Origin of the sequence: Streptomyces sp. NPDC048258, from assembly GCF_043201995.1 — a bacterium.
Classification (GTDB): domain Bacteria; phylum Actinomycetota; class Actinomycetes; order Streptomycetales; family Streptomycetaceae; genus Streptomyces.
Map to the genome: position 1 here is coordinate 1 of NZ_JBICZH010000015.1, position 20067 is coordinate 20067.

The 20067-nt window shown below is 74.1% G+C and carries 17 protein-coding genes; 13 read left to right on the forward strand and 4 right to left on the reverse strand.

Features of this window, described 5'->3' with window-relative positions:
* Positions 1-140 precede the first annotated feature (140 nt).
* The 3 genes from ACGFYQ_RS28870 to ACGFYQ_RS28880 form a co-directional block, all read right to left on the reverse strand.
* Complete coding sequence (locus ACGFYQ_RS28870; RefSeq protein WP_393748878.1) at positions 141-374, reverse strand: chaplin; 234 nt, start codon at positions 372-374, stop codon at positions 141-143.
* A gap of 241 nt (positions 375-615) precedes the next feature.
* On the reverse strand, positions 616-1026 hold the full coding sequence (locus tag ACGFYQ_RS28875; protein ID WP_393748880.1) for a rodlin: 411 nt from the start codon (positions 1024-1026) through the stop codon (positions 616-618).
* 118 nt (positions 1027-1144) lie between these two features.
* Positions 1145-1399, reverse strand: coding sequence for a chaplin (locus tag ACGFYQ_RS28880; RefSeq protein ID WP_393748882.1), 255 nt, complete (start codon positions 1397-1399; stop codon positions 1145-1147).
* Between the two features lie 102 nt (positions 1400-1501).
* Between ACGFYQ_RS28880 and ACGFYQ_RS28885 the strand changes: the two genes are divergently transcribed.
* The 9 genes from ACGFYQ_RS28885 to ACGFYQ_RS28925 all read left to right on the forward strand — a co-directional run bounded on the left by ACGFYQ_RS28885 (position 1502) and on the right by ACGFYQ_RS28925 (position 12988).
* Positions 1502-2680: a DUF3344 domain-containing protein gene (locus ACGFYQ_RS28885; RefSeq protein ID WP_393748884.1), complete on the forward strand. Its 1179-nt coding sequence runs from the start codon at positions 1502-1504 to the stop codon at positions 2678-2680.
* Between the two features lie 20 nt (positions 2681-2700).
* A complete protein-coding gene (locus ACGFYQ_RS28890; RefSeq protein ID WP_393748886.1) occupies positions 2701-3888 on the forward strand; it encodes a glycosyltransferase in 1188 nt (395 codons plus the stop codon).
* Complete coding sequence (locus ACGFYQ_RS28895; protein WP_393748888.1) at positions 3885-5402, forward strand: exopolysaccharide biosynthesis polyprenyl glycosylphosphotransferase; 1518 nt, start codon at positions 3885-3887, stop codon at positions 5400-5402. Before ACGFYQ_RS28890 ends, ACGFYQ_RS28895 begins: the two co-directional genes overlap by 4 nt.
* Positions 5402-6808, forward strand: a complete 1407-nt coding sequence (locus tag ACGFYQ_RS28900) for an O-antigen ligase family protein (RefSeq protein WP_393748890.1) — start codon at positions 5402-5404, stop codon at positions 6806-6808. Before ACGFYQ_RS28895 ends, ACGFYQ_RS28900 begins: the two co-directional genes overlap by 1 nt.
* Before the next feature lie 401 nt (positions 6809-7209).
* Complete coding sequence (gene murJ, locus ACGFYQ_RS28905; RefSeq protein WP_393749203.1) at positions 7210-8916, forward strand: murein biosynthesis integral membrane protein MurJ; 1707 nt, start codon at positions 7210-7212, stop codon at positions 8914-8916.
* Positions 8906-9682, forward strand: coding sequence for a polysaccharide deacetylase family protein (locus tag ACGFYQ_RS28910; RefSeq protein ID WP_393748892.1), 777 nt, complete (start codon positions 8906-8908; stop codon positions 9680-9682). Before murJ ends, ACGFYQ_RS28910 begins: the two co-directional genes overlap by 11 nt.
* Complete coding sequence (locus tag ACGFYQ_RS28915) at positions 9679-11052, forward strand: glycosyltransferase (RefSeq protein WP_393748894.1); 1374 nt, start codon at positions 9679-9681, stop codon at positions 11050-11052. The genes ACGFYQ_RS28910 and ACGFYQ_RS28915 overlap by 4 nt, the downstream gene beginning before the upstream one ends.
* A 53-nt stretch (positions 11053-11105) precedes the next feature.
* On the forward strand, positions 11106-11849 hold the full coding sequence (locus ACGFYQ_RS28920) for a lipopolysaccharide biosynthesis protein (protein WP_393748896.1): 744 nt from the start codon (positions 11106-11108) through the stop codon (positions 11847-11849).
* A complete protein-coding gene (locus ACGFYQ_RS28925; protein ID WP_393748898.1) occupies positions 11846-12988 on the forward strand; it encodes a GNAT family N-acetyltransferase in 1143 nt (380 codons plus the stop codon). The genes ACGFYQ_RS28920 and ACGFYQ_RS28925 overlap by 4 nt, the downstream gene beginning before the upstream one ends.
* Before the next feature lie 5 nt (positions 12989-12993).
* On the opposite strand, the gene ACGFYQ_RS28930 is transcribed toward ACGFYQ_RS28925, so the two are convergent.
* Positions 12994-14553 carry a glycoside hydrolase family 26 protein gene (locus ACGFYQ_RS28930; RefSeq protein ID WP_393748901.1) on the reverse strand — a complete coding sequence of 520 codons (1560 nt, stop codon included), beginning with the start codon at positions 14551-14553 and terminating at the stop codon, positions 12994-12996.
* A 294-nt stretch (positions 14554-14847) separates the two neighbouring features.
* Between ACGFYQ_RS28930 and ACGFYQ_RS28935 the strand changes: the two genes are divergently transcribed.
* From ACGFYQ_RS28935 to ACGFYQ_RS28950, 4 genes are read left to right on the forward strand one after another with little or no spacing between them, the layout of a single operon-like run.
* On the forward strand, positions 14848-16299 hold the full coding sequence (locus tag ACGFYQ_RS28935; RefSeq protein WP_393748903.1) for an ATP-grasp domain-containing protein: 1452 nt from the start codon (positions 14848-14850) through the stop codon (positions 16297-16299).
* Between the two features lie 54 nt (positions 16300-16353).
* Positions 16354-17655 carry an NAD(P)-binding domain-containing protein gene (locus ACGFYQ_RS28940; protein ID WP_393748905.1) on the forward strand — a complete coding sequence of 434 codons (1302 nt, stop codon included), beginning with the start codon at positions 16354-16356 and terminating at the stop codon, positions 17653-17655.
* A 34-nt stretch (positions 17656-17689) separates the two neighbouring features.
* Positions 17690-17950, forward strand: a complete 261-nt coding sequence (locus ACGFYQ_RS28945; protein ID WP_393748907.1) for a hypothetical protein — start codon at positions 17690-17692, stop codon at positions 17948-17950.
* 14 nt (positions 17951-17964) lie between these two features.
* Complete coding sequence (locus tag ACGFYQ_RS28950) at positions 17965-20052, forward strand: SpoIIE family protein phosphatase (RefSeq protein ID WP_393749205.1); 2088 nt, start codon at positions 17965-17967, stop codon at positions 20050-20052.
* Positions 20053-20067 lie beyond the last annotated feature (15 nt).

A 20067-nucleotide genomic window follows, 5' to 3' on the forward strand; every position in this document is an offset into this window, starting at 1 on the left:
GGCTCTTTCCGTGGCGCTGGGCTCGGCCCCGGGCCCCGGGGGGGGGGGGGGGGGGTGGGGGGGGGGGGGCCGGGGCCCCCCCCGCCGCCCCCCCCGCGCCCACCCCGAGGAGGCTTGCCCTTGCGGGCGCAAGCGTTTCGTCAGTGGTTGACGCAGGCGTTGCCGAACGCGGGGTTCAGCAGCGCGATGATGTTCACGGTGTTGCCGCAGACGTTGATCGGGATGTTCACCGGGACCTGGAGCAGGTTGCCGGACAGGACGCCGGGGGAGCCCACGGCCTTGCCCTCGGCGACCGAGTCGGCCATGGCGGGGGAGGCGGCACCGGCGGCCATGAGAACGCCGGCGGCCAGCACCACTGCCTTCTTGTACTTCATTTGATTTCGATCCTTCCCGCAGGGGCGTATCCACTGCAGAAATAACAACGAGTGGTCCAGGGAAAAGAAACCGGGCATTTTCGGTGCCCGGCCGGGAATTCACCCCGATGATCCCGGGTGAATTCGCGGGGTCCGGAGGATTTGCGTCGCTATTCGCGGAGCCGGAGTCGGAGCGTCGGGTCATTCACGCGGCGAGGCCGCCGCGACCCGAAGGTGCGACGGCCTCGCCGGGGTTCCTCGGTCAGCTGCCGTTGGAGACGTTGCCGGAGAGGATCGGGATGTTGTCCAGGATGTGGGAGAGGGCCTCGTCGCCCTTCGCCTGCGTCGAGTTCTCGGTGCACTGCTGGTTCTGCGGGCTGGACAGGACCGGGATGTCCTGGATGCCGACGTTGAGCACGGCGAACAGGGACTGCACGTTGGCCTTGGCGGGCAGGGCGATGCAGGGCTTGTTGAAGGAGCCCTGGATCAGCGCCATTTGCGGGCTCATGGTGCCGTACGTGGCCTGGTTGCCGTAGATCTGCGAGGCACCGTTGCCGTTGACGGTGTTGACGCCGTTGTCGTTCCCGATGGCCATCGCCTGCGGCGCCATGGCGGCACCCATGCCCACAGCCGAGGCCGCAACCGCTGCCGTGGCCATCATCTTCTTGATCATTGTCGTCCCTTTTTTGCAGGATTGCCCGGTGCTGGAGCATCCAGAACAACGGCCGGGCCCCCGCTCGGGTTGCGTGGCTTCACCCGGATGCCGCCGTTTCGGACATCGCGGTTGACGCTCAGGCGTTCACGCAGGTGTTGCCGAACGCGGGGTTCAGCAGGGCGATCACGTTGACGGTGTTGCCACACAGGTTCACCGGGACGTCGACGGGGACCTGGAGCAGGTTGCCGCTCAGGACGCCGGGGGACCCGGCCGCGACGCCGTTCGCCGTCGCGCCGTCGCCACCGTGCGCGGAGGCGAGGCCCGCGCCGCCCATCAGCAGGGCGGCGCCCGCGACGGCCAGGGTGGTGCCGCGCACCAGCCTCTTCTTCATCTCCGTTTTCCCTTTCGGTTCGAACAATGGTGCAACCCATAACGACCCGCCCGCTTCGGGGGTGCGTGCTATCGCCCAAAAGGCCGTACGAGCGAGTCCGACGTGATTTCCAGCCCGGTTTCTGACAAAGTTCACTCCTGTTTTGTCCCCTTGATCGAAAATGGAGACAGGGTCATGGGTTCCTCCCGCAGAATCCTCGGCACCATCGGTCTGCTGTCCTGCCTCATCCTTTCCGCTAACGTCCCGGTGGCGGGGGCGACGGCCCCCTCACGTAAAGCCCCCGCGCCCAAGGAGCTGCCCCGGGTCCCGTTCGCTCAGCGTTACCAGGCCGTGCAGCACGGCGGGCTGGTACGGGCCTCCAACTCCGGCATCAGCTGCCGTCGGGAGGAGTCCCCGCAGGCCGAGCCGTGCGCCGACGTGAAGCGCGGCGCGGCCGGGGTCAACAGCGACTTCGAGATGTTCTACAGCGAGGTCGACAAGGACCCGGACACCTACAACTCCACCCGGGCCGAGCTCAAGGTCCCGCAGGGCGCGAAGGTCTCGTACGCCCGCCTCTACTGGGGCGGGAACCTCCGGGTGGGCGAGCAGAAACCGCCGGAGGACAACGGCCGGGTGCTGGTCGCCGAGCCGGGCGGCGCGTACAAGGAGGTCATCGCCGACACGGTGATGGGCCACCGCTCGGACGCGGGCAGCGACGCCTACCAGGCCTCCGCCGACGTGACCCCGCTGGTCCGCAAGGGCGGCGCCGGCATGTGGACGGTGGCGCAGCTCAACATCGCCATGGGCCACTCCGAGGTGGGGGCCTGGGGCGGATGGACGCTGGTCGTCGCCTACGAGCACCCGCAGGAGCCGGTCCGCCGGATCTCGCTGTGGGACGGCTTCGAGGGGCTGGCCGCCCGGGCCGGCGAGGGGCTGGTCGAGCTCGACGGCCTGGACGCGGCCGCCGGGTCCGCCGGGAAGGTCGGGCTGGTCGCGTACGACGGGGACCGGGGCACCCTCGAAGACTCACTCACCGTGACGGCCGACAGTGGCCGCCGGGTCGCCCTCAGCGATGCAGAAAATCCTTTCAATGATGTTATGAATTCCACCATCACGGAATTCGGACAACAAGCGTTCGTGCGACAGCCTGATTATGTGAACAATCTCGGCTACGACGCGGACGTGTTCGACCTGAGTCCCGTCCTCTCCGGCGGGGCCCGCAGCCTGAGTTTCAAGTTCACGGGTGAAAGCCAGGGTCATTTCCTCGGCGTGCTCTTCGTTCAGACAGACGCGCGCCGCTGAACGTAGGAGACCACTCCACCGTGCCCGCACAGCCTTGGGCAGCACAGCCCACGACCGTCCTCCATCTCACCCAGCCCGTAGACGGCGGTGTCGCCCGGGTCGTCACCGACCTCGTGCGCGCCCAGTCCGCCGCGGGCCTGCGCACCGTCGTCGGCTGCCCGCCCGGCGGCACGCTCGCCGACGCCGCCCGGGACGCCGGCGCCAGGGTGCTCGTCTGGCGCGCCGGACGGGCCCCCGGGCCCGGGCTGCCCGCCGAGGTGCTCGGCGCCCGGCGGCTGCTCCGCCAGGTCCGGCCCGACCTCCTGCACGCCCACAGCGCCAAGGCCGGGCTCGCCGGGCGGCTCGCCGCCCGCGGGTCCCTGCCCACCGTCTTCCAGCCCCACGCCTGGTCCTTCGACGCCGTCGCCGGGGCCACCGGCGCACTCGCGCTGCGCTGGGAGAGGTACGGGGCCCGCTGGGCCGACCGGGTGCTCTGCGTCAGCGAGGCCGAGCGCCGCGCCGGCGAGGCCGAGGGGATCACCGCCCGCTGGTCGGTGATCCGCAACGGCGTGGACCTGGACCACTTCCGCCCCGGCGGACCGGACCCCGACCAGGACAAGGCCCGGGCACGCGCCGGGCTTCCGCTGCCCGCCGACCTCCGCGGCGACGGACCGCTCGCCGTCTGCGCGGGCCGGCTCTGCCTCCAGAAGGGGCAGGACATCCTGCTGCGGGCCTGGCCGGAGCTGCTGGGAACCGTCCCCGGAGCCCGCCTCGCCCTCGTCGGCGACGGCCCCGACACCGAACGGCTGCGCCGCACCGCCCCTCCCGGCGTGCACTTCGCGGGCGCCGCCACCGACATCCGACCGTGGCTTCGGGCCGCCGATCTCGTTGTACTGCCGTCGCGGTGGGAAGGCATGGCGCTCGCCCCGCTCGAAGCCATGGCCTGCGGCCGCCCGGTCCTGGTCTCCGACGTCAGCGGTGCCCGGGAGAGTCTGCCGCCCGGCCAGGGACGCCTGTGCCTGGTGCCGCCGGAGGACCCGACGGCGCTGGCCAAGGCCCTGGGACGGCTCCTCGCCGAACCGCGGCTCCTCGCCGAACTCGGGGAGCAGGCCCGGCAGCACGCCCGGACCGACTTCGACGTGCGGCGGACCACGGACGCGGTCACCGGTCTGTACCACGAACTGCTGGGCAGGCCCCGGCCCTTGAACCAGGAGCGCATCAGCCGATGACGATGGACAGCGCACCCGCCCGACACGCCGGGCAGGGCGGCACGGGGCCCGCCGGCGGCGCCGGCGTCACTGCCGTTCGCCGTTCCGCGACCGCCATCCACCCCCCGCGCGGGCCCAGGGCCGGACAGGCCCGGCCCGCCGTACGCCCGCACCGCCGCCACGGGAGTACGACGGGGGTGCTCCCGCTGCTCACAGCGGACGCGCTGGCCGCCGTACTCACCGCGGCGGCGCTGCCCGGAACGGCCCTGCCGGCGCCGGCGGCCGCGGCGATCGCCGTCCTGCTCGCCGTACTGCACGCGCAGGCCGGGCTGTACCGGCCGCGGCTCGCCCCCTCGGCCTTCCTCGAACTGCCCGCGCTGGCCGGGCGGTCCGCCGTCCTGTGGTGCACCGCCGCCACGGTCGTGGCCGCCGTGGACCCGGGCCGGGCCCTGGGCTGGAGCGTGCTGCTCACCGCCGTGTGCCTCCAGGCCGTACTGGCGTGCGCGGGACGCGGGTTCGTCAACCAGCTCCGCCGCCGCACCCGCGTCCGCCGGCCCGCTTCGGTCCTCGTCGTCGGACCCGGCGCCGGGGCGGGCGCGGTGGCCGCCGCCCTGCACGGCCGGCCCGAGTACGGGCTGCGACCCGTCGGGCTCGCCGACACCGGCGCCGCCGAGGGGGACACCGGAGCCGGAGCCCTGCCGGTGCTCACCACCCATGAGGACATCCGGCGCGCTGTCATCCAGAACTCCGTGCGGCACGCGGTGTTCACCCGCCCGCCCGAGGCCGACGAGCGCACCGCCTCCCTGGTCCGCCTGTTCGACGACCACGGCTGCCGGCTCTGGCTCGCCGACCCGGCCGGCACCGCCAAGGTCACCGGCATGCGGGTGGCGCACCCCACCGACCAGCTGTGGGGGTACGCCGTTCAGCCGCTGCTGCCCCGGCCCGCGCGGCCGCTGGAGCGCTGGGCCAAGCGCGGCCTCGACGCAGCGCTCGCGCTGGTCGCGCTGGTCGCGGCCGCGCCCGTGATGGCCGCCTGCGCGCTGGCCGTACGGGTCTGGGACGGGCCGGGGGTGATCTTCCGGCAGGAGCGGGTCGGCCTGTACGGGCGCCCCTTCACCCTGCTGAAGTTCCGTACGCTGCGCGCCGACGAGCACGAGTCCGCCACCCGCTGGACGGTCGCGGGCGACCGCGGGATGAGCCCGGTCGGCTCCTTCCTGCGCAAGTCCTCGCTGGACGAGCTGCCGCAGCTGTGGAACGTCGTACGGGGTGACATGAGCCTGGTCGGCCCGCGGCCCGAACGGCCGTTCTTCGTCGCCAAGTTCTCCACCGTGCACCCCGGCTACGAGGCCCGGCACCGGATGCCCGTCGGCATCACCGGCCTGGCCCAGATCAACGGCCTGCGCGGGGACACCTCCATCGAGGACCGGGCCCGCTTCGACAACCACTACATCGACACCTGGTCGCTGTGGCAGGACCTGTGGATCCTCGCCCGCACGGCGGCCTCCTTCTTCCGCTTCCGGCTGGGGGGCAGCTGATGAGCCTTGCCGTCACTGGGAATTGGGCCCGGCCCGATCTGCCCGGGCTGTTGCGCCGGCACTGGCCGCTGCTGCCGCTCGCCGCGACCGTGCTCTTCCTGCTCGCCCCGCTCCCGGCGGGGGACGCGACCACCTCCGGGAAGGTCGGCCCGGCCGACGCGGCCTCGCTGATGCTCGTGTTCGTCTGCGCGGTGCAGGCGCTGCGCGGCCGGGTGCGGGCGCTGACCCCGCTGGGCGTGCTCGTGCTCGGGATGCCCGCCGTGGGGCTCGCGGTCGCGACGATGACCGCGGGGGATCCGTACGCCGCCCTGCCGGGCTTCGTCCGCTACCTCCAGGTCTTCGTGCTGGTCCCGGCGGCCGTGGTGCTGCTGGTGCGCGACGCCGGGGAGTTCCGGATCGCCGCCGGGTGCTTCGTGGTCCTGGCGCTGGTGCAGGGCGCGGTGGGGGTCGTGCAGTACGCGACCCACACCGGGGCCTCGTACCAGGGCGAGACCATCCGGGCCGTGGGCACCTTCGGCCCCGGTGACGTCATGGGCATGGCCACGGTGGTGGCGTACGGGCTGGTCGTGGCGACCGCCGTCGCGCTGGCGCCGGGGCTGCCGCGGCGGGTCCGGCGGATCGCCGGGGGCTGTGCCCTGGCCCTGGTACTGCCGCTGGTGCTGTCCTTCAGCCGGGGCGCGTGGATCGCGACCTTCGGCGCGGCGGTGCTGGTGATGGCGCTGGCCGGGATCCGGCGGGCCCTGAAGGTGCTGGTCGCGCTGTCGGCCGTCGGGTTCGTCCTGGTGGGCGGGCTCGGGGTCGGCTCCGAGATGGTCGCGGAGCGGCTGACCTCCATCACGCAGGTCTCCAGCGCCCCCGACCAGTCGGTGACCGACCGCTACACGATGTGGGCCGCCGCTGAGTCGATGTGGCGGGAGCGGCCGGCGGTGGGGGTGGGTCTGAAGGGCTTCCCGGCCAACCGCGACGGGCACGCCTCGCTGGGGCTGTCCTCCGGCAGTGACACCGAGGGCGCGGGGCAGGCGTACATCCGCCAGCCGCTGCTCTCCCCGCACAACATGTACCTGCTGATCCTGAGCGAGCAGGGGCTGATCGGGCTGGTCGCGCTGGCGGGCGGCTGGGCGGCGCTGCTGGTGGCGGGGTTGCGCCGGGTCGCCTCCGGCGGGGGGATGCGGGACTGCGGGCTGGTCGCCACGGGGCTGTTCGTGTGGCAGCTGACCGACTTCCTCTACGCGGACATCGGCGGACCGTCGACCGTCCTGACCGGAGTGATCATCGGACTCGCCGCCTGGTGGGCCCTTCCCTCCCGGGAGGACGCCGGTCCACCGCGCGGGGCCTCCTCGGCCGCCGGGTCCGCCTCCGGCGCGGTGTCGCGGGGTAGGGCCCCCGGGGTTGCGGCCCGCCCGTGACGGACACCACGCCTTGGCGGCCCGCCTCCGGCCCCCCGGCCGGGGCGGGCTCCGCCCGCGTCCCGGGCGCCCCCGGCAGCACGCCGGACCCGTCCCCGGGCCCGCTCCGGAACCCGGTCCTGCCCGGCCGCCCGCCGGCCCCCGGCTCCGTCGCAGGCCCCCCGCCGGCCCGCCCCTTCGCGGGCCACGGCCCGGTCCCGCCCGCCGGCTCGCCCGGCCTGCCCCCGGCCCCGCCGGACCCCGGCTTCGTCGCCGGGGCCGTACCGGGCCGTACCGGCGGCGCGGCGCTGCCGGGCTCGGCCGGTCACCCGGGGGCCGTGCAGGCGTCCGGCGGGTTCGTCACGGCCGGGGATCCCGGCGGGCGACCGGGGCGGAGCCTGCGGGTCGGCGCCCGTGCCGGTGTGCCGGGCGGGTCGGAGGCCGCGTACGGTCACGCCCTGGCCCGGCGTACGGGCGGAGGGCCCGGGGCGGGCGACCTCCCGAGTGGGAGCGGGCCGGCGCCGCTGGGCCGGTTCCTGGCCAAGGCTGCCGCCGTCACCGCCGGGCTGACCGCCGCCGGGGCCGTGTTCGGGCTGGTGCGGGACCAGACCATCGCGCACCTCTTCGGGGCCGGGCACGACAGCGACGCCTTCCTGATCGCCTGGACCGTGCCCGAGATGGCCTCGACGCTGCTCATCGAGGACGCCATGGCGCTGCTGATGGTGCCCGCCTTCAGCCAGGCCCTGTCCCGGCGGGCGGCCAGCCGGGCGGGGCTCACCCGCAAGGAGGCCCGCGCGCAGGACCCCGTACGGCTGCTGGTGGGGGCGACCCTGCCGCGGCTCGCCGTGTTCCTGGCCGCCGTGGCCTCCGTACTGATCGTGGCCGCGCCGCTCGTCGTCGCCGTACTGGCACCCGGTCTGCCCGATCCCGAACTGGCCGTCCAGTGCACCCGGATGACGGCCCTGACCGTGGTCTCCTTCGGCCTCGCCGGATACTTCAGCGCGGCGCTGCGGGCGCACAGGTCCTTCGTGCCGCCCGCCGCGATCTACGTCTCGTACAACATCGGCATCATCGGCACCATGGTCACCCTGCACCCCCTGTGGGGGGTGCGGGCGGCCGCCGCCGGGGTCGCCGCCGGCGGACTGCTGATGGCTCTCGTCCAACTGCCCGCCTTCATCCGCAACGTGGGCTTCGGCCCGCCCCGGGCCAAGGGCGCCCCGCGCAGCCAGCGCGACCGCGACCGCCCCACCCTCCTCGCCTTCGGCCTCATCGCCCCCGTGATCTTCTTCGCCGTCTTCCGGCAGTCGCAGGTGCTCGTCGAGAGGTTCCTCGCCGCCTCCCTGCCGCCCGGGGCGATCTCGCACCTCAACTACGCGCAGAAGGTGGCGCAGATGCCGATGGTGCTCTCCCTGATGATCTGCACCGTCACCTTCCCCGTCGTCGCCCAGGCGATGGCCGGCGGGGAGCGCGAGAAGGCCCGGCGCCGGGTCGAGCAGGACCTCGCCCTCGCCGCCCTCGCCGTCCTCGTGGGCAGCGCACTCGTCATCGGCTACGCGCCCCAGATCATCCAGGTCCTGTTCGAACGCGGCGCGTTCACCCACCAGGACACCCTCGCCACCGCCTCCGTCATGCGGGTCTACGCAGTCGGACTGCTCGGCCACTGCCTCGTCGGGGCGCTGTCCCGGCCCTTCTTCTCGACCGCCCGGCCCACCTGGTTCCCGGCGCTCGCGATGGGCGCCGGTCTGCTCGTCAACATCGTGGCCGGAGCCTTCGCCGTCGGCTGGTGGGGCACCTACGGCATCGCCGCCGCCAACGCGGCCGGCATCACCACGACCGCCGTCCTGCTGCTCACCGGGCTCGGCTCGCGGATCATCGCCATCCACGTCCGCCGGGTCGCCGTCAGCATCGGCCGGCTCGTGGTGTCCGCGGCCGCCGCCTGCGCCACGGGCTGGATCGCCGGGCCCATGGTCCCCGACCCGATGCTCAGCGCCGCGCTCGGCTGCCTGCTGGTCCCCGCCATGTTCGGAGCCACCGGCACGGCCATACGCGCTATCGAAGTCACCGCCCTGCCCGGTCAGATCGCCCAGTACTCCTCCCACTTCACGCAGAGGTTCCGCAATGTCCGCTGACACCGACACGGCGCCCGGCGCCGTGGTGGTCCCCACCCGCCGGACCGCTTCGCCGTGGGTCCTGATGTACCACTCGGTCGCCGAGTTCACCGATCCCGCCGAGGACCCGTACGGGATCACCGTCACGCCCCGCGCCCTGGAGGACCAGCTGCTGTGGCTGCGCTCCCGCGGCCTGCGCGGCGTGTCGGTCGGCGAGCTGCTCCGGGCCCGGGCGGCCGGGAGCGCGGCCGGGCTGGTCGGGCTGACCTTCGACGACGGCTACACCGACTTCCTGACCCACGCGCTCCCGCTGCTGCACCGCTACGACTGCACCTCCACCCTGTTCGTGCTGCCCGGGCGGCTCGGCGTGGACAACGTGTGGGACCCGCTGGGGCCGCGCAAGTCCCTGCTGACGGCCGAGGGCATCCGCGAAGTCGCCGACGCCGGGCAGGAGATCGGCTCCCACGGGCTGCTCCACCAGGACCTCACCGCGGCCGCCGACGACGTGCTCCAGCAGGAGCTGCGGGGCAGCCGCGACCTGCTGCGCGAGCTGACGGGGTCCCTGCCCGAGGGGTTCTGCTACCCGTACGGGCACCTCGACGCCCGGGTGGTCGCCGCCACGCGGGACGCCGGGTACGGGTACGCCTGCGCCATCGACCCCGGGCGGCTCGAAGGCCCGTACGCCCTGCCCCGTACGCACGTCAGCCAGGCCGACGGAGGCGCGCGGCTGCGGATCAAGCAGCTGCGCCACCAGGTGCGCGGGATGCGGCGGGCGGTGCTGCGGTGAAGGACGTCAAGGCCCTCCACGTCATCACCGGCCTCGGGGTCGGCGGCGCCGAGCAGCAACTGCGGCTGCTGCTGAGGCACATGCCGATGCGCTGCGACGTGCTGACGCTGACCAACCCCGGGGCGGTGGCCGAGGGGCTGCGCGCCGACGGGGTCCGGGTCGTGCACCTGGGGATGCGGGGCAACCGGGACCTGGGGGCGCTGCCGAGGCTGGTGAAGTTCATCCGGCGCGGCCGGTACGACCTCGTGCACACGCACCTGTACCGGGCCTGCGTGTACGGGCGCCTCGCGGCACGGCTCGCGGGCGCCGGGGCGATCGTGGCCACCGAACACTCCCTCGGCGAGGGAGAGATCGAGGGCCGGCCGCTGTCGGGCGGGGTGCGCGCCCTGTACCTGGCCGGTGAGCGGCTGGGAGCCGCGACCGTGGCCGTCTCGGACACCGTGGCCGCCCGGCTGGAGGCGTGGGGGGTGCCGGCCGAGCGGGTGCATGTCGTGCCGAACGGGATCGAGGCCGTCCGCTTCCGCTTCGACGAAGGCGTACGCCGGGCCACCCGGGCCCGGACCGGGCTGCCCGAGCGGGCCTTCGTGGTCGGCGGGGTCGGCCGGCTGGTGCCGGGCAAGCGGTTCGACGTCCTGGTGCGTGCCGTGGCCGCGCTGCCGGGGGCGCACCTGCTGCTGGCCGGGGACGGGCCCGAGCGCGCGGCCCTGCGCCTGCTCGCCGCCGAGCTCGGCGCGCAGAGCCGGATCCACCTGCTGGGGGAGCGCGATCCGCTGGGCGACAGCGCGGACGGCCGCACCCCGGGGATCCCGGCGCTGCTGGCCGCCATGGACGTCTTCGTCTCGCCGTCGCGGGAGGAGGCGTTCGGGCTGGCGGTGGTGGAGGCGCTGGCCGCCGGGCTGCCGGTGCTGCACGTGACCTGCCCCGCCATCGACGACCTGCCCGCCGCGCAGGCGCCCGGGGCGCGGCGGATCGGCACCGGCACGGAGGAGCTGGTCGCGGCGTTGCGCGGGCACATGGAGGCGGGTGCGCGTCGGCTGCCGCCGCCGCCGGTGGTTCGGCGCTACGACATCGCGCGCAGCGCGCGGCAGCTGCTGGACGTGTACGACCTGGCCCTGTCGGCCGCGCCGGGGCCGGGCTCCGCCCGGGGGTTCCGGGGCTCCGCCCCTGACCCCGCGCCTCAAACGCCGGCGGGGCTCAAAGATCGGGGCTCCGCCCCGGACCCCGCGCCTCAAACGCCGGCGGGGCTGGATGTGCCCCGGCGCCCGGCGCCTCAAGGGTCGGCGGGGCTGGAAATGCCCCGGGGCCCCGCGTCGCAAGCGTCGGCGGGGCTGGAAATGCCGAGCCCGCCGGGTGGCGCCGGCGCCCGTTGATACGTACCCCCGCCCGAAGGAATCCGTACTTCATTCAGGAAGCGAGCACGAGCATGGCCGACACCGCCGAGCAGAAGAAGACCGAGAAGAAGGCCGAGAAGAAGGCCGAGAAGAAGGCCGACCACCGCTCCGAGAAGAGCCCGCGGCGCCGGTTCACGCGGCCCCCCGTGTGGTGGCCGCTGCCCGCGTGCGCCCTGCTCGGGCTGGCCGCGGGCGGGGCGTACGGGGTGCTCAAGGCGCCCGAGTACGCCGCCACCAGCTATGTCGTCGCCGTCCCGGACGACACCACCGAGCCGGCCACCGCCCTCGGCTTCGCCCAGGCCTACGCCCGTATCGCCACCAGCAGCTCCACCCTCGCCTACGCCCAGCCCCGGGCCGGCATCGGTGCCCAGAGGCTGCGGACCCAGGTGCGGGCCGAGACCTCCCCCGAGTCGCCGATGATCGCCATCACCGGTACGTCGACGAGCCCCGCCGAGGCCGCCGACATCGCCAACGCGGTCGCCGACGCCCTGACACTGAGCAGCAATCAGGCCGCCAAGAACACCGGCGTGCAGCTGCTCCTCTTCAACCAGGCGGTCGCGCCGAGCGCCCCGGCCTCCCCGTCCGCCGCCATCAGCGGCGCCGTCGGGATGTGTGCCGGCGGTCTGCTCGGCGGGCTGTGGCTGCTCGCCCGGCCCGGCCGTCGCAAGGAGGAGAAGGAGGAGCAGGAGGGGGGCCGGCCGGTCGTCGAGGAGTACCCCTCGCTCCCCGCGCAGGGTGAGCACACCGAGACCAAGGAGAAGGAGTCCGTGCGATGAGTTCGGGCTCCGCCGGGGCCCTGTCGGTGACGCTGTGCCGCGACCCCCGGCAGTTCGCCGCGCTGGAGGAGCCGTGGAACCGGCTCTTCCGCGCCTGTCCCACCGCCACGCCCTTCCAGAGCCACGCCTGGCTGCACTCCTGGTGGCTGTCGTACGGGAAGGACGGCCGGCTCCGGATCGTCCTCGTGCGGCGCGGCGAGGAGCTGGTCGGCGCGGCCGCGCTGATGCTCGTACACCGGCCGCTGCCGCTGCTGGTGCCGCTCGGCGGCCCCATCACCGACTACTTCGACGTGCTCGTGGCCGCCGAGCACGCCGACCAGGTCGTCCCGGCGCTGGCCCGCGGGCTGCACCGGGCAGCCCGGGGCGCCGTCGTCGACCTGCGCGAGGTGCGCCCCGGGGCCGCCGCCGAAGCGGTGTACGAGGCCTGGACCGGTGCGCGCAGCAAGCTCACCGACTCCACCTGCATGGAGCTGCCCACGCTGCCGTTCGACGAGCTGGTCAAGCGGATGCCGGCCTCCGGGGCCCAGCGGGTGCGGGCCAAGCTCCGCAAGACCGACGCGGCCGGGATCGAGGAGCACGAGGTCACCGAGCCGGAAGTGCCGCGTGCCGTACGGACCCTGCTGCGGCTGCACGAGAAGCAGTGGCGCGGCCGCGGGGTGACCCCCGAGCACCTCAGGCCCCGCTTCGCCGAGCACCTGACCCGGGCCACCCGGCGGATGGTGCGGGCGGGGGAGGGCCGGCTGACGGAGTTCCGGCTGGACGGGAAGGTGGTGGCGGCCAACGTCACGCTGCTGTCGGCGGGGCTGAGCGGCGGCTACCTGTACGGCGCCGATCCGGACCTGCGTGCGCGCAAGGTGGACGTGGCGACGCTGCTGCTGCGCTACGAGGCGGGGCGGGCGCTCGCCGACGGCCGCCCGGTGGTGAGCTTCCTGCGCGGCAACGAGCCGTACAAGAACCACTGGCGGCCCGAGACGGTGGTCAACCAGCGGTTCCTGCTGGCCACGAGCGCGCTCGCGCCCCTGCTGCGGCTGCACGAGTCGCAGGTGACGGGGCGCGAGCGGGCGGTGGACGCGTTGCGGGAGGCGCTGCCGGCCGCCCGGGACTGGCGGGCGCGGCTCAACGAACTGCGGGTGCGATGACCCGTCTAGAAGGGCCAGAAGTCCGAGCTCTCGCCCCAGTCGAGCTTGATGCAGACCGACTGCTTGCCGACCAGCTTGGAGAGCCACTCCCCGAAGTTGAGCGGGATGCACCACTGCGTGCTGTTGACCGGAGGCCCCTCCGGTTCCGGCAGCGGCTGGGGCGTGGGGGTCGGGACCGGCGTCGGCGTCACGGGCGCGGGCTCGGGCTTCGGCACGACCGGGCTCGGGACGACGGGGGACGGCTCCGGGGTCGGAGTCGGTGTCGGGACCTCGGGTGTGGGGACTTCGGGGGCCGGGACCTCGGGTGTGGGGACCACCGGCGTCGGAACCACCGGCGAGGGCACGGGCGTCGGCGTCGGCTCGGGGACCTCGGGCGTGGGCTCGGGGACCTCGGGCGTCGGGACGAGCGGGCTGGGGGTCACGGGGAGCTGGGTCGCCGGGAGCGTGACCTCGGGCGTGGGTTCGGGCACCTCGGGTGTCGGAACGGCCGGTGTGGGCACCACGGGCGTGGGCACCACGGGGGTCGGGACGACCGGGGTCGGGACCACGGGCGTGGGCACCACCGGGGTCGGGATCACCGGGCCGGGCATCTCCGGCCTCAGCGCGTCGCGGAAGACCTTCGCGGACTGCGGGTTCTGCTTGCACTGCCACACGCCGTGCGGGCAGTAGTCGGTGATGGTGTGGTAGAGCGGCTTGTGCTGCTCGATCCACTTCAGCATGCGCCGGACGTACTCCGCGTTGTCCCCGCGCCGGAACAGCCCCCACTCCGGGTAGGAGATCTCCTTGCCGTGTGCTTTCGCGAAGTCGACGTGCTGCTGGAGTCCGTACGGCTGGGTGATCTGCTCGTCGAAGTCGCGGCCGGGACCCTGGTCGTACGAATCCATTCCGATGACGTCGACCACGTCGTCGCCGGGGTAGCAGTTGGTCCAGCCGATCGCGTCCGTACCCCTGTTCGGGGCGAAGTCGAACTTGAACTTCTGGCCGGGTACCGACCGCATCGCGTTGACGACGCGCCTCCAGTACGCCTTCCAGTTCTCCGGGTCCGGCCCGCAGCGGTGGGAGTAGGTGCTGCCGTTCATCTCCCAGCCGAGCACGATCACCGTGTCCGGGACGCCCAGGTCCACGAGCCGCTCGGCGAGCCGCTCGAAGTGCACGTCGTACCGGCCCGACGCGCCCGCCCTGATCAGCCAGGCCACCTGGCGGTCGGACAGACCGTCCTCGTTCCGCTCCTGCATGGGCACGTTGAGGACGAACATCCGGTCGTCCTCCGCCAGGCGCCACTGCGCCCAGCTCTCCAGGAAGGAGACGTTGCCCTCGATCCCCGCCCACCGGTCGCCGGGCAGGTAGGTGTGTCCGACCCGGATCTGCTTGTCGCCCAGCCAGCGCGACAGGTAGGGGATCCGGGCCACGCCGGGCTGCCCGTAGTGGAGGTAGGCGCCCATGGCGATGTCCGAGCCCTGGGCGCGGTCGTTCTCGGGTTCCGCGAGCGCGGCCCCGGTGGCGAGCAGTCCGGCCGTGACCGTACCGATGCAGGTGCTCGCCAGTCGGCGGCGTGGTGTGGGCATGGCGTCTCCCGAGCTTTCCTGAATCGGTGTGCTTACCAAAGACGTTAGACATCACATCTGACGAATGGCCTGTCCGGTGACTGCCGCATAGGCCATTCGCAGCTGCGCACCATCCCCGCTTGGTCCGACTAGGTGAAAGACGCCGTTGCCATGCACGCGTATCTCAACCATGTGCCCGCAGTTCTGCTCAGACTCGATCGGAATCCGTTCCACCACGGAACCCTTGGCGCCGTCAGATCCCTTGGCCGCAAGGGCGTGGAGGTGCATGCCGTCGTCGAGGCCGGGGGAGGACCCATGGTGCGGTCGAGGTATCTGCGCACCGTGCATCCGGGGCCGCCCGGCGGGCTGGACCCCGAGGCGCCCGAGGCGTTGCTGGAGTGCCTGACCGGGGTGTCGGAGCGGATCGGCCGGCCGGCCGTGCTCGTCGCCATGGACGATCTGAGCGCCATCGCGGTGTCCCGGGTGGCACCGATGCTGACGGACCGTTTCCGGATTCCCCATCAGCCCGACAACCTGCCCGCCCGGGTGGCCGACAAGGCCGAGCTGGCGCGGCTCTGCGCGCGGTGGGACGTCCCGCACCCGGAGACCGTCGTCCCGGCGAGTGGCGCCGAGGCGGCGGATGCCGCCTGGCGGCTCGGCCTGCCGGTGGTCGCCAAGTGGAGCCGGCCCTGGCTGTTGCCGACCGGGTCCGACGGACTGCGGAGCACCACACTGGTGCACACCGCCGGGGAGGCGCGGCGGCTGTACGAGCGCTCCGCCGAGGCCGGGAGCCGGCTGCTGCTCCAGCGGTTCCTGCCGGCCGGACCGGACACCGACTGGTTCTTCCACGGCGCCTTCGGCCGCGGCGGGCAACCGCTGCTCGTGGGATCGGGGCGCAAGGAGCTGTCCTGGCCGGTGCGGACGGGGCTGACGGCGGTGGGGCGCTGGCTGCCGGATCCGGCGGTGGAGGAGGCGGGGCTGCGGCTGGCCGAACGCCTCGGCTACCAGGGGATCCTGGACATGGACTTCCGCCGGGACGAGCGGGGCATCTTCCGGCTGGTGGACTTCAACCCGCGCCCGGGCGCGCAGTTCCGGCTGTTCACGGACGCCGCCGGGCTGGACGTCGTACAGGCGATGTACCTGGATCTGACGGGCCAGCGGGTCCCGGCGTCCTCGGGCGGGCCGGGCCGGGTGTTCGTCGCCGAGAACTACGCACTGCTGTCTGCGGTGCGCGGCCGCTCGCCGCTTCGCCTGGCGGCCGGCCCTGCCGATCCGGTGATGCCCGGTCAGGTCCCTGCCGCCGGAGTGCCTGCGGCTGCGCCGGGCAGGGGGGCGAGCCCCGACGATCCGGCGTTGCCGGTCACGGAGACCGGGGCGCCGGGCCGGCGCACGGACCCGGCCGGGCCGGTCGTGGCCGGTGCGGCGTGCCCGACGTCGGCGGGCCGCGCGGGCGCTTCCGTGCGGATTCTGCCGAAGAGGGAGCGCGGACGCGTCGAGGCGGCCTGGTTCGCCGCCGACGACCTGCTGCCCTTCCTGGCGATGCTCGGCGCCTTCCTCGGGCGCGGTTTCGCGAAGGGCGTCCGCGCCCTGTGGGGCATCCCCGCGAGGCAGGGGCGGCGCACGGCCCGCACGGCCCGCACCGCCCGCGCGGTGTTCCGGGCGCCCCGTCAGCGCGCGCCGGAGCAGCCGCCCACCACGGGCGGAGGCGCCTCTCGTCCGGCTCCGCCGGAGGCACCGGCGGAGCCGGACGAGCTGGTGACCCGTTGACCCCGCCCGGGCCGGGTTGATGACCATGGAGCTGGAGGAACGGCCGTGAGGCGGATGGACGATCTCGTGGTGGTCGGCGCGGGCCCGTACGGGCTGTCGATCGCCGCGCACGCGGCGGGTGCGGGGCTGGACGTACGGCTGCTGGGGCGGCCCATGGCCTCCTGGCGCGACCACATGCCCGAGGGCATGTACCTGAAGTCGGAGCCCTGGTCGTCCAACCTGTCCGCGCCGGACGGGCGGTTCACGCTGGCCGACTACTGCGCCACGCGCGGACTGCCCGCGGAACACGGCACTCCGCTGCCCATCGGCGCGTTCAGTTCGTACGGGATGTGGTTCGCCCGCCATGCCACGCCCGAGGTGGAGGAGGTGACCGTCACGGAGGTGACCCCGCAGGGCGACGGTTTCCGCGTCCGCATCGCCGAGGGACCGCCGCTGCTGGCCCGTACGGTCGCCCTCGCGGTCGGGGTGATGCCGTTCGTCCACCATCCCCCGGCGCTGCGCGACTTGCCGCCGGGCCACTACTCGCACAGCAGCGGCCACCGGGACCTGTCCGGCTTCGCCGGCCGCGAGGTCGCCGTGCTCGGCGCCGGGCAGGCGGCCCTGGAGACCGCCGCCCTGCTGGCCGAGCAGGGCGCCCGGCCGTGCCTGGTCGCCCGGCGCTCCCGGCTGAACTGGAACACCGTGCCGCAGCCCCTGGTCAGGCCCCGGCTGCGGGCCCTGCGCGATCCGCACAGCGGGCTCGGCACGGGCTGGCGCAGCTGGGTGTGGTCGGAGCTGCCGTGGGCGGTGCGGCGGCTGCCCCCGGCCACCCGGGAGCGGATCGCGGCGACCGCGCTGGGCCCGGCCGGCGCCTGGTGGCTGCGGGACCGGTTCGAGCGGCGTGTCCCCGTCCTGCTCGGGCACCACCTGCACCGGGCTGTGGCGGTGGGCGAGCGGACCCGGCTCGGGCTGACCACCAGGGCCGGGGAGTCCGTGGTCCTGGACACCGCGCACGTCATCGCGGCCACCGGGTTCACCCCGGACCTGGGCCGGCTGGAACTGCTCGACGCGGGGCTGCGGGCCGCGCTGGCGACCGTGGGGGAGAGCCGGACTCCGGAGCTGAGCCCCGGCTTCGAGTCCTCGTGGCCGGGACTGTTCTTCGCGGGGCTGCTGACGGCTCCCTCATTCGGCCCTTCCATGCGATTCGTCCACGGCGCGGGGTTCACGGCGGGGAGACTGGTGGGAGGAGTCCGAAAGCGCCTCGGCGCCCGGGGCCCGCTGCCGGGCTCCACCGGTGACGTCCGGTACTCCCCCGGGCTGCGCCCGGGGGGACCCCCAGGGGCCGCAGCCGGGCATCCGAAGACGTATCCGCGGTGAGATCCGCGGTGAGACGCGGTGAGAGGGGTCCGCGATGAGCGCGGAGCGAGCAGAGGGCCGCGGCTGGGTACGCATTCCCGCCAGCCGCGGGGAACAGCCCGCCGCGGCGAGGCCCGCCACGGCCAGGACCGGCGGGTACGACCGCGGCCCGTACGCGACGGGTTCCCACGCCGCCCAGCCCCCGATCTACCTCTCCCTCGTCAAGCGCTGGCGGGAGGCCGGGCGCACCCTTCCGGGGCATCCTGACGAGGAGTGGGACCGGCTGATCTCCCAGCCGTGCTGGCCCGGCCGTTAGGTGGTGTGAGTCTCGTGGCAGCGGCGGAGCGCGACAGCCCCGAGCAGGGCCGGCAGGCCCCCGTGACCGGGGCCGGGGAACGGCTCGCGCTCAACGGCATGGGCAGTTTCGAGTGGGACCTGGGCGCCGACACGCTGGCCCTGGACGAGGCCGGCTCGGCCGTGTTCGACCTGGAGCCGGAGGAGTTCGACGGCACCCCGCAGGCCCTGGGCCTGCGGATCCGGCCCGAGGACGCCGCCCGGCTGCGCGACACCATCGCGGGGGTCCTGGACAGCGGCGAGGAGTCGTACGGCGCCTACTTCACGGTGCAGCGGCGCGACGGCCGCGACCAGTGGACCCACACCCAGGGCCGGGTGATCCGGGACGAGGACGGGCAGCCGCGGCGGGTCGTGGGGATCGTCCGGGACGCGACGGCGGAGCTGGCGCAGGCCACGCTGCTGCGCAAACTGGAGACGGCCCGGGCCCAGCAGACGACGATCGTCCAGCGGACCACGGAGGCCCTCTCGCGGGCGGTGACGGTCGACGACGTCACGGCCGCGCTGACCGGTGCGGGCGCGCTGGAGCGGCTCGGCGCGGACGGGCTGGCCCTGGGGCTGGTCGAGGGCGGCACGATCAAGATGATCGCGATGAGCGGGGAGACGCTGGAGATCCTCAGCGAGCGCAACCTCACGCGGCTGGACGGATCGCTTCCGCTGTCGCACGCGGTGATCACCCGGCAGGCACGTTTCGTCACCTCGCTCTCGGCGCTCGGCGAGGAGTTCCCGCTCCTCAGGGACTACCTGAACCGGATCCAGTACGACGCGGCCGCCTATCTGCCGCTGATCGCGCAGGCCAAGGCCATCGGCGGGCTGGTCCTCTTCTACCGGCGGCGCACCGAGTTCAGCCCGGAGGAGAAGAACCTCTGCCTGGGTCTGGCGGGCATCGTGGCCCAGTCGCTCCAGCGGGCTCTCCTCTTCGACCAGGAGCGGGAGTTCGCGACGGGCCTCCAGGCCGCCATGCTGCCGCGCCGGATCCCCGAGATCACGGGCGGGGAGATCGCGGTCCGCTACCACTCCGCCTGGAGCGGGCGGGAGGTCGGCGGGGACTGGTACGACGTGATCGCGCTGCCCCGCGACCGGGTCGGGATCGTGGTGGGCGACGTACAGGGCCACGACACGCACGCGGCGGCCATCATGGGCCAGTTGCGGATCGCGCTGCGGGCGTACGCGGGGGAGGGCCATCCCCCGTCCACCGTGCTGGCGCGGGCCTCGCGCTTCCTCGCCGAGCTGGACACCGAGCGCTTCGCGACCTGCATGTACGCCCAGGTGGACCTGGAGACCGGCGGCGTACGGGCCGTGCGCGCGGGCCACCTCGGCCCGCTGATCCGGCACACGGACGGCCGTACGGGCTGGCCCAACGTGCGCGGCGGCCTGCCGCTCGGGCTGGCCTCGGTCTTCGAGCAGGAGGAGTTCCCCGAGACCCGACTCGACCTGGTGCCGGGGGAGACGCTGGTGCTGTGCACGGACGGCCTGGTGGAGGAGCCGGGCACGGCCATCACCCAGGGCATGGAGGCCCTCGCCCACGCGGTGCGCAGCGGCCCGCAGGAGGCCGGGGCGCTCGCCGACCACCTCCTGGACCGGCTCTGGGAGCGCTGGGGCTCCGGGGACGACGTGGCCCTGCTGGTGCTGCGCCGGGCCCCCGACCCGGGCACCCACCGGGCCCCTCGCATCCACCAGTACATCCACCAGGCCGACCCGGAAGGGCTCTCGGAGGCCCGCTACGCGCTGCGTCAGGCCCTGCGCGACTGGGGCATGCCGGACCTCGCCGACGACGTGGAACTGGCGGCCGGGGAACTGCTGGTCAACGCCCTGCTGCACACCGACGGCGGGGCGGTGCTGACCATGGAGGTGCTGCCCGAGCCGGTCCGGCGGATCCGGCTGTGGGTCAAGGACCGGTCCAGCGTGTGGCCGCGCCGGCGCACCCCGGGCGAGGCAGCCACCACGGGGCGCGGGCTGCTGCTCGTGGACGCGCTGGCCACGCACTGGGGCGTGGAGTCCCGGGGCGACGGCAAGGCCGTGTGGTGCGAGTTCGACGCGGCGGGCAGCCCCCGGAGCGCGGGGTGAGCGGGCTCTCACGCC